Raw genomic sequence first — 8,374 nt, 5'->3', positions numbered from 1 at the left:
CGGTTGTTGCGGCCGGTACTGGTCTTCGCGGTGGTGAGCCAATTCGCCCTCGGAGTGGCATGGGTGGCCGGCATGCGGGCGGACGATGTCGAGTTCCTCGCCAGGCTGCTCGGCAGACCGCTGTGGTTCCTCGTCGTCTACCTCCTGGTGACCGCGTTGGCGCCGTTGATGGTGGCATGGCACGAGCGGTCACCCGCGGCGGCTCTGACCACGTTGGCCGCGGCCGCGACGGCCGTCGACCTGGTCCGCGTCATGGCCGGAGCCGAGGAGGCGGCATATCCGAACTACCTGCTCGTGTGGCTCTTCGCCCAGCAACTCGGCTTCCTCTACGCCGACGGGCGGCTGGGGCTCATCTCCACTCCGGCGTTGTGGGCCGTGGTGGCCGGTACCGTCGTCGTCCTGACCGTCGTGACGGCGGCAGGGCCTTACCCGGTGAGCATGATCGGGATGCCGGGGGAGATGTCCAACATGGCTCCACCATCGGTGTGCCTGGTGCTTCTCGCCGTGGGACAGACGGCGTTGGTCGTGCTGGCACGACGACGACTGAGCGGTTGGCTCGCCCGGCCGGGAGTCTGGGCAGCGGTGGTGGCGGTGGGCGGCCGGGCGATGACGGTCTACCTGTGGCATCTGACGGTGTTGGCCGCTGTCGTAGGGCTGACGCTCGCGCTGCGTATCGGCATGCCAGCGGCAGGCACGACGTCATGGTGGCTCAGCCGCCCGCTGTGGCTCTCGGCGCTCGCGCTCGTCCTGTTACCGATCGTGGCCTCGATGGCTCGGCTGGAGAAGTGGTGGCCCATCGACCATGGCCGACAGCACGGTGGAAGCCGGAGTCGGCAAGCCTCGTCGGGAGCAGAGCCGGGCGTCGGCATGCTGGTCGCCGCTGTGTTCGTATGGGTCGCGCTGCTCGGCTACGCCACGGCCGGCCTGGAGCCGTTCGGTGCGATCGGTGGGCGGCTCTTCGGTCTCCACACGGGCTGGCTACCGAGTTCGATCTTCCTGATCGGTGGATGGTCGGCGGTCATGTTCAGGGTCCGTGTAGCGGCACGAGATACTAATGGCTCGTGAATGGACATCATGGTGATTCGACCGTGCGTAGGCCGACCGCGGTCACAATCGGGGTTCCGTACCTCGGCCTGCTATGGGCTGGCTTTGTGAGCTGGACGATCGCGAACTCATTCGGTGACGGGCTCGATGACGCATCGTCCCAGGTCACCGCCATGGTGCTGTGGACGGTGGTCTGGGGCGCGACGCTGTACCGGGTCTGGCGCGGTGGGCCGTTCGCGATCCGGGCGGTGGCCGTCCTGGCGACGGTCATTCCTGGTGTGCTCATCGTGGGCGTCGGCCTCATAGCCGTGATGATGCGGGACACGTTCGACGGTGCTGGGCCGTTCGGCAAGATGCAGGCGGGATGGTGGCTGGCGCTCGGGGGGTACATAGGAGCCTTCATCGTGGGAGTCGGACTGCGCCGGCCGAACGTGCGGGAGTGGAGCGCCGTCCTCCACCCGCCCCGCACGCGGGCCCAGGCGGCGCTGCGTCAGTCCGGCCAGCTACGCACCGGCCCGCCGTCGCCGTCGGCGCCGTTCACGCGACGTCCCGTACCGGACGGGGCAGAGCCCCATGGAGCGGAATCCGCCGGTACGGCGACTATTGATGATGCAAGGGCCGATAACGTACAGCCTGGTGGCGCAGAGCCGGCAGGCACGAGTCCGGTAGAGCCGGGCGATACATCCCTCGACGTCGACCTGGCCGAGAAGCTCAGGGGTCACGCCAAGTTCCGAATCGGTTGCTTCGGAGTGGGCATCGCGTTCTTCGGCGTGATCGCGCTGGTGATCCTTGTCGAATCGCTGCGGGGAGACGAAGACTGGATTCCGGCAGTTTCAATGGGCGGTTTCGTTCTTGTCCTGATCCTGGCGCTGGTGATCAGCGTGCGCCGGTTCGGCGGCCGTCTGGGTACGCGGTCGGAGCTGACGATCGATCGTACGGGCATCACCTGGCGGGGGACTCACGATCTGGCGCAGTTCTCCTGGAATGGGCTGGCCGGCGTCGGGATCTCGTACCATATGGCGACGACCAAGAACGGGAAGAAGATGCACATGCCGCAGCTGGACGTCTTCGAGCAGGTGAGCAGCCCAGTCGGCCGCTGGGCGGAGCTGGACCGGCGACGCCGGGAGGAACGGCCACCGGAGCCGCATCTACCGAATGAGCGCTACCGGCTGATGCTGCCGGTCGACGACGGAGTCCATCGCGCGATCGAAGCCGCGGTCCTGGAGCACCGCCCAGCACTGTGGCTGGGCTGGTACGAACGGTCCCGCAGCGACACTCCGTGGTTCCTACGCTGAGTTCGACTGTGGCGGGCCACCACGGTCATCATTCGTAAGCGCGAAGAGTCGCCTTGCCACCCCGGCAAATCATCGCGTACGGAGGTTGACTGTGACAGATGGCTCTCCGAACGGGGAGTGCTGGGTGATACGCGTGCCGGGATTTAAGCGCTCGTCATTGCGGTAGCGCGTCAGCAACACGTCGTCGGCCGTAGAGTCGCCAGCTTCGGCTGCGACGAGCTGCGTGGCAATCTCGTCGACCAGCCTGAGCACCTCTGGGTCCTCGACGTCGTCTGGCAGATTCATCGCGCCCCAAGTGTCCCAGAGCAGCAGCTCGTCGCTGTAGCGGTGGGCCAGTTGCAACAAGACATAGTTCAGGATGAACCATGGGCCGCCCATCGCCGAGCCGGGCCCGATGCCGAAGAGAGAGGGATCGAGCTCGCCAGAGCGATAGCCTTGCCAGACTTCGGCGGCCGTCCGGAACGGTGCGCTCTTCCCGGACTCGATATCTTGTGGATCGGGGAGCTGGTCGAGCGGAGCCTCGATCTCTGGATCGAACCGGATCCAACGAGCTGCAACGCCGTCGTATAGCTGCACGATCACATGATCATTATTGTAGTCGTCGCCGGAATAGCGCGAGAAGCCGACGAGCGAGCGCGCCGGAATGCCATGTTGGCGAAGCGCTCCGACACAAAACAGCGTGTGGTCGCGGCAACATCCCTGCACCCGTTTGACTCCGGCGCGGGGCTCGGCCAATGGCATGCCGTGCCGGGCCTGGTCGGTGTCGAGGATGGCAGAGAGCCAGCGCAGGTTGACGTCGTCTCGAGTCGCCTTCGGCAAGTCCGTTTCGGACGTTCGGTAGTGGATGATCACGTTACGGGCGACGGCCGACAGCCCGGTAATGTCCGCCGGGACGGCTTCTAGCAAGCCAGCATGCCGGCCCGGGTCGGTATAGGACGAATGTGCGGTCCAGTCGTGTGCATGTGCCTCTGCCATGGGCCAATCGTCGCATCTGGCGGCATGAGCCTGGGTGGCTTCCAACAGGTGATCTGGCCCCAGCCTCCGGGCGAGCTCCTGCCCCACTTGGTTGATCTTGAAAGTGTCCCGCAGCGACACTCCGTGGTTCCTGCGCTGAGCAGTCAGAGATACCAGGTGCCGTCGACGTACCAGTCACCGTCGACCTTCGTCAGTCCGAACGGGTACATGAAGGAGTATTCCGCAGGAGACTCAGAGACGCGCGCGGTGTCGCCGTCGATCTCGGCCGAGTCGAACGAGACGTCCGGGAGCTCGCCGTCCGCGGGCATGACGGTGTTGCTGGCCCACCTGTCGACACCGTCCAGGCAGGACTGCCAGTCGTCATGTTCCTCGGAGAGCGGCCCGCCGTCTGCACCGAGGTTGAGCTCGCAGGCCCACTCGGCATCGACCTCTTTCAGCGCGGCGAAGAAGTCCTCGGCCGCGCCGGCGGCCTTGTCCTCGTCGCTGCTGCACGCGGCGAGCAGCAGACCGGAGGTGGCCACGGCTGCCACGAGGGCAGCGGTGTGCGAGGAATGGTGCATGGTCGCGTCGGTTCCTTCTCTGTGCGTGACGTTGGCCGATCAGGGGAAGCTGATGTCCAGGGTCAGAGGTTCTTCCGTTTCGAGCGGCTCTGTGCGGTCTGGGTCGGTGTACGACACGCTGCCTGCCGGGCCGTAGCGGAAAGTGCCCTCGGTGAAGGTGTCTTCAACGAGAAAGGCAGCCGTGTAGCCGAGCGCGGCGTCAGGGTCGTGAGAGAGGTTCTCACCGTCCACCTCAAGGGTCCATGACGTGGTCAAGTCGATGCTCGCTTCAGCGAACGTGTCGCCGCCGAGGTAATCACCGGTCAAACTGGCAGGATCGTTGGCGATGGGAATAATCAGCCACGCCTGGCCGGCCGGTGCCCAACCCTTCTTGGCCGCGAAGGGGGAGAGGTAGACACGCTGGACCTCGCCGCCGAAGTTGTAGTCGAGCGCGTCGCAGTAGCCACAGATCTCCTCCTCATCTGCCAGGTGGATGGTCTCAGTACCCCACGTCGTCGAGACCTGCTGGAAGGTGTCCGTGCGAGAGTGCGCGACCTGTGAGACGTCGCCGGTCAGCTCGCCCGTGTCGAGATCCAGTACCTGGTCGGTACCGTCGACGGTGGCGACGAGAGTCATCGGCGCGTCCGCTGTCCCGGATGCGACGAGTGTGTACTGCGTCTGATTCCGCTCCTCGCACGGCACAAGCTCGCATGCGATCTCGGCCGATCCGCCGTCCTCGGTGAGTGCTCCGGTGATACTGAGACGCTGCGAGCCTGCGCCTAGGGCATAAGCGGTAGAGGCGTCGCGACCGTCGTCGTCGGACCAGCGGTCCACCTCCGGCCCGATCTCCGGCGGAGAACCGATGGTGACGCGCCACGCCTGCACCTGCTGGCCATCCACCGGACGGTAGAACGGCGCGGACACAGATCCGCCGTCCTCACTGTCTTCGCCGTCGTCGTCGGGGACGTCGGTGGAGCCGCGGGCGAGACCGACCACTCTCGTCGGTATCACGTCGAGCTCGGCGACGGCCTCGACGGTCAGTGTGGCCGACGGGGTCACCAGCCTGTACGGCTCGTCGAGGTCGGTGAACTCAGTTGTCAGTTCCAGGTCGGCAGCCTCGGCCAGGGCAGCGAAGTCCGAGACGGGCGCCTCGGGAGCCTGTGGCTCCTCGACAGCCGACACGTCGATGGGTTCTTCGTCGTCCGGGCGGACGAGGTCGTCGACCGCGACGGACGTGAGCGCGACATCGTCGGTCGGCGGCAACTGGAGGAGCAACCCCTCCTCGGGGTCTTCTACGCCGTCGCTGGGCAGCGCGTACCAGGCCTCATCGTCGTCGCCGCCCAAGGTCCGGACCGGCCCGCAGTACACGTTCGAGTCCACGTTGTCATCGTCATCGACGCGCAAGAAATAGCAGCGAGAGTCCTCGGAGACGGTGGCGGTTCCATCGTCGACGTCCTCTTTCACCAAATCGTTGAAGATGGTGTCAGCTTGCTCGATGACCTCGTCCGCGTTCTGGACGGCGGTGCCGTCTTGCTGGACGGAGCTGTCTGAGCTGCAACCGGCTGAGACGGTGGCGATGACGGCGACCAACGCGGCGAGTCGAACCGGACCTTGATGCCCATGCATCTGACGGATCTCCTGACATGTCTGTCGACAACGGCCCTGACATCCAATCAGATCGGCACAGACACGGCCAGTGATCTTCGAGGGGAGGCTGGCGATCTACCTTCACGTCATGTATCTTGAACTCAAGATAAATTTCCTGGTCGGGTCGTGGACTTCTGGATGGGCCATGGACTGACTGGGTAAGGACAGCCTTAATGGGCAGGTCGTCACGTGCGTGCGCAACGATGGCCTGGAACCGTATGGAAGCGAAAGGTTGGGATTGGACGTGGCCAGCAAGAACAGCTTCGGCGCCAAGGGCACCCTCGAGGTCGGCGCGGACTCGTATGAGATCTATCGCCTGGCTGCAGCGGGAGATGTCACCCGCCTCCCATACAGCCTGAAGATCTTGCTCGAGAACTTGCTGCGCACCGAGGACGGCGCCAACATCACCGCCGACCACGTGCGCGCCCTGGTCGACTGGGACGCCAGCTCGAAGCCGAGTACAGAGATCCAGTTCACGCCCGGCAGGGTGGTCATGCAGGACTTCACCGGTGTGCCGTGCGTGGTCGACCTGGCCACCATGAGGGAGGCGATGAGCGCCCTCGGCGGTGACCCGAACCGGATCAACCCGCTCGCACCGGCCGAACTCGTCATCGACCACTCGGTCGTCGCCGATGTCTTCGGCGCGCCCGACTCGTTCGCGCGCAACGTCGAGCTCGAGTACGGCCGGAACAAGGAGCGCTACCAGTTCCTGCGCTGGGGCCAGGGAGCGTTCGACGACTTCAAGGTCGTCCCGCCCGGCACCGGCATCGTGCACCAGGTGAACATCGAGCACCTGGCCCGCACCGTGATGGTGCGCGACGGCGTGGCCTACCCGGACACCCTCGTCGGCACCGACAGCCACACCACCATGGTCAACGGCCTCGGCGTCGTCGGCTGGGGCGTCGGGGGCATCGAGGCGGAAGCCGCCATGCTCGGCCAGCCGGTGAGCATGCTGATCCCGCGGGTCGTCGGATTCAAGCTGTCCGGCAAGCTGCCCGACGGCGCGACGGCCACCGACCTCGTGCTGACGATCACCGAGAAGCTGCGCGAGCACGGCGTGGTCGGCAAGTTCGTCGAGTTCTACGGCCCCGGCGTGCCCGCCGTCCCGCTGGCCAACCGGGCCACCATCGGCAACATGAGCCCCGAGTACGGCTCCACCATCGCGGTGTTCCCGATCGACGAGGAGACCGTCCGCTACCTGCAGCTGACCGGGCGTTCCGAGGAACAGGTCGCGCTGGTCGAGGCCTATGCGAAAGAACAGGGCATCTGGCACGACCCGGACGCCACGCCTGACTACTCGGAGTACCTGGAGCTCGATCTCGGCAGCGTGGTGCCCTCCATCGCGGGTCCGAAGCGCCCGCAGGACCGCGTCTCGCTCACCGACGCCAGGACGGCTTTCCGGTCGTCGTTGCGCGACTACGTCGAGCACGACGAGCAGCCGCACACCGGCCTGGACGACGCCGTGGAGGACACCTTCCCGGCCAGCGATCCGGTGGCGGTGCACCCGGGCAACGGCGGCGAGGCACCACACGCGGTGGCGTCGGCGGCCAGCGGAGCGCAGGGGCGGGCGTCGGCGCCGACCCAGGTCACCCTCGACGACGGCACCACGTGCGAGATCGACCATGGGGCGGTCGTCATCGCCGCGATCACCAGCTGCACCAACACGTCGAATCCGGCTGTGATGGTGGGCGCGGCACTGGTCGCGAAGAAGGCGGTCGAGCGTGGCCTGAACCGCAAGCCGTGGGTCAAGACCACGCTGGCGCCCGGATCGAAGGTCGTCATGGACTACTACGAGCGGGCCGGACTGACGCCGTACCTGGAGAAGCTCGGCTTCCACCTGGTCGGATACGGCTGCACCACCTGCATCGGCAACTCGGGACCACTCGCCGACTCCATCTCGGCCGCGGTCAACGAGAACGATCTCTCCGTCGTGTCGGTGCTGTCCGGCAACCGGAACTTCGAGGGTCGCATCAACCCCGACGTCAAGATGAACTACCTCGCCTCGCCGCCACTGGTGGTCGCATACGCGCTGGCCGGCTCGATGGACATCGACATCACGACCGAACCGCTGGGCACCGACGCGCAGGGAGAGCCGGTGTACCTGAGCGACCTGTGGCCCACCCTGGCCGAGATCGAAGAGGTCGTCGATTCGGCGATCGCCAGCGAGATGTTCACCCGCGACTACGCGGACGTCTTCGCCGGTGACGATCAGTGGCGTGCGCTGCCGACACCGGAAGGCAGCATCTTCGAGTGGGATGAGGACTCGACGTATGTACGCAAGCCACCGTACTTCGAGGGCATGCAGCAGTCGCCGAGCCCGGTGACGGACATCTCAGGGGCGCGCGTGCTGGCTAAGCTCGGCGACTCGGTCACCACCGACCACATCAGCCCGGCCGGTGCCATCAAGGCCGACTCTCCGGCGGGGGAGTACCTGTCCTCGCACGGCATCGGACGCCGTGACTTCAACTCGTACGGCTCGCGGCGTGGCAACCACGAGGTGATGATCCGCGGTACGTTCGCCAACATCCGGCTGCGCAACCAGCTCGCACCGGGCACAGAGGGCGGCTTCACCCGTGACTTCACCCAGGGCGCCTCGCCGGCCGACGCTCCGGTGACATCGATCTACGACGCCTCGGTGAGCTACGCCGAGGCCGGTATGCCGTTGGTGGTGCTCGCCGGCAAGGAGTACGGCTCGGGCTCCTCGAGAGACTGGGCCGCCAAGGGAACCGCGCTGCTCGGTGTGCGTGCGGTCATCGCCGAGTCCTTCGAGCGCATCCACCGGTCCAATCTGATCGGCATGGGCGTGCTGCCGCTGCAGTTCCCGGAGGGGGAGACGGCTGAGTCGCTGGGCCTGACCGGCGAAGAGACGTTCGA

The 8,374-nt window shown here is 66.2% G+C and carries 6 protein-coding genes; 3 read left to right on the top strand and 3 right to left on the bottom strand.

Going from position 1 to position 8,374, the window contains the following annotated elements; all coding sequences use genetic code 11:
• Together ELR45_RS00540 and ELR45_RS00535 are read left to right on the top strand one after the other, a co-directional pair.
• On the top strand, positions 1-1,065 hold a 1,065-nt coding region (locus ELR45_RS00540; protein WP_165367331.1), incomplete at its 5' end, for an acyltransferase family protein.
• Between the two features lie 23 nt (positions 1,066-1,088).
• Positions 1,089-2,339 carry a hypothetical protein gene (locus ELR45_RS00535; RefSeq protein WP_129662590.1) on the top strand — a complete coding sequence of 417 codons (1,251 nt, stop codon included), beginning with the start codon at positions 1,089-1,091 and terminating at the stop codon, positions 2,337-2,339.
• A 69-nt stretch (positions 2,340-2,408) separates the two neighbouring features.
• On the opposite strand, the gene ELR45_RS00530 is transcribed toward ELR45_RS00535, so the two are convergent.
• From ELR45_RS00530 to ELR45_RS00520, 3 genes are all read right to left on the bottom strand, one after another.
• Positions 2,409-3,314 (bottom strand): transglutaminase domain-containing protein, encoded by a 906-nt coding sequence (locus ELR45_RS00530; RefSeq protein ID WP_129662588.1) that lies wholly within the window; start codon positions 3,312-3,314, stop codon positions 2,409-2,411.
• Between the two features lie 143 nt (positions 3,315-3,457).
• Entirely contained in the window at positions 3,458-3,874 is a 417-nt protein-coding gene (locus ELR45_RS00525) for a hypothetical protein (RefSeq protein ID WP_129662587.1), read from the bottom strand.
• Between the two features lie 39 nt (positions 3,875-3,913).
• Positions 3,914-5,479: a hypothetical protein gene (locus ELR45_RS00520; protein ID WP_129662585.1), complete on the bottom strand. Its 1,566-nt coding sequence runs from the start codon at positions 5,477-5,479 to the stop codon at positions 3,914-3,916.
• Between the two features lie 265 nt (positions 5,480-5,744).
• On the opposite strand from ELR45_RS00520, the gene ELR45_RS00515 reads away from it, so the two are divergent.
• Positions 5,745-8,374: aconitate hydratase (locus tag ELR45_RS00515; RefSeq protein ID WP_276320627.1), on the top strand; the 2,630-nt coding region annotated here is incomplete at its 3' end.

This window comes from Phytoactinopolyspora endophytica, from assembly GCF_004138495.1.
Classification (GTDB): domain Bacteria; phylum Actinomycetota; class Actinomycetes; order Jiangellales; family Jiangellaceae; genus Phytoactinopolyspora; species Phytoactinopolyspora endophytica.
This window is presented reverse-complemented; position numbering and strand designations above follow the sequence as displayed.

What these genes read in the sequence shown, in the direction of transcription:
- ELR45_RS00530 (WP_129662588.1), bottom strand. Translation starts at nt 3,314, where the DNA reads ATGGCAGAGGCACATGCACACGACTGGACCGCACATTCGTCCTATACC.
- ELR45_RS00525 (WP_129662587.1), bottom strand. Translation starts at nt 3,874, where the DNA reads ATGCACCATTCCTCGCACACCGCTGCCCTCGTGGCAGCCGTGGCCACC.
- ELR45_RS00520 (WP_129662585.1), bottom strand. Translation starts at nt 5,479, where the DNA reads ATGCATGGGCATCAAGGTCCGGTTCGACTCGCCGCGTTGGTCGCCGTC.